Source organism: Micromonospora sp. NPDC049580 (genome assembly GCF_040675595.1).
Lineage (GTDB): Bacteria > Actinomycetota > Actinomycetes > Mycobacteriales > Micromonosporaceae > Micromonospora.
The window spans coordinates 1-1355 of record NZ_JBFAPG010000806.1; the positions used below are offsets into that span (position 1 = coordinate 1).

General features: G+C 68.3%; 1 protein-coding gene. It reads right to left on the minus strand.

The genetic code is table 11. From position 1 onward, the window contains the following. The coding region (locus tag AB0J68_RS32225; RefSeq protein ID WP_363942672.1) for a non-reducing end alpha-L-arabinofuranosidase family hydrolase at positions 1-842 on the minus strand (842 nt) is incomplete at its 3' end. Positions 843-1355 lie beyond the last annotated feature (513 nt).

Genomic DNA, 1355 nt, shown 5'->3' on the forward strand with positions numbered 1-1355 from the left:
TTCTGGCTGGCGGAGGCCATGTCGGACCAGTTGGTGAACAGGCCGAAGTTCATCGAGCCCCACCGGGTGCCGGTGTCGTGGGTGGTGGCGTAGACCAGTTGCCGTCCGTTGTAGGGGGCGACGGTGAAGTCCTTGAGTGACACCCAGCCCGACTTGGGCTGCGCCAACGCGCCGGTCGACGACCACCGGTACGACGACGGCAGATCACACGTGCCGCCCGGGGGCGGCGTGGTGGGCGGCGGCGTGGTGGGGTTGCCCCCGCCGTCGACGCGTACGAGCTGCCACTGCTGGTTGGTGCCGTTCCAGTCGTCGTACTGCACGATGTTGCCGCCGTCGGCGGTCGAGGCGCCCTGCACCTCCATCACCCTGTTGCTGTTGCGGTTGATCAGCCGCACGTAGCCACTGTCCGAGTCGGCCAGCCGGAACTGCTGGTTGGTCCCGTTGTTGTCGGTCCACTGCACGATCGCCGCGCCGTTGGCGGTCGAGCGGTTGTAGACGTCGAGCACCTTGCCCGACAACCGCGACTTGAGCCGGTAGTAGCCACTTCCGGAGTCCACGAACTGCCACTGCTGCTGGTTGCCGTTGTTGCGCGTCCACTGGGTGATCCGCGCGCCGTCGTTCGTGGCCAGGTTGTAGACGTCCAGGGCCTTACCGCTGTTGCGGTTGACCAACACGTACCAGGCGCTGGTGTCGACCGTCGCCGCGGCTGCGGGCGACGACACCGCCATCGCGGCGGCGCCGGCGACCACCACCGCTGCCGCGCCGGCGGCGACTGCTCGCACCAACCACCCTCGCCGCCGCGAGGGCGGTGCCGTCGACGGAGACCTACCAAAGGCAGACATGATCCTCCTCAATCACCAGGAGCCGAACGGTCACCCGAAGCTGGGCGCACCGCGACACGCGACCGGGTGCATGCGTCGGGAATGTTCGCGCTAACAAGATCCCCTGCATGCTGTGGACGCACGCCTGAATCAAGGTCGGCGTCGCAGGCCCGCCCCGTGAGCCGTAGCCGTCGCCGTCCTTGACCATCGACTGTGAGCGATAACATGCTGTTCGTCAAGACGTAACATTGGCGCTTCGATGAGCCGACGGCCCGCGCCCGCGCACGACGCGACTGATCGACGCCGATCACGCTCGGCAACAATGCCGTCCGAGGTCCTCGACCTGGGAAGGCGCATCCGGCGATCTGGGATGGTTGGCGCTAACATCGACGCCCGCACATGGTCTGGTCCCGGCCTCCTCGGGCGTCGACGCCCCGACGTCCGGCAGGCGCGGCGCCGTCCCACTCGGCCCGGAAGCTCTCCACGGCGTTGCGTCCCGGCGTGGCCGTGAAACCCAGCGCGGCGGCCAGCCAG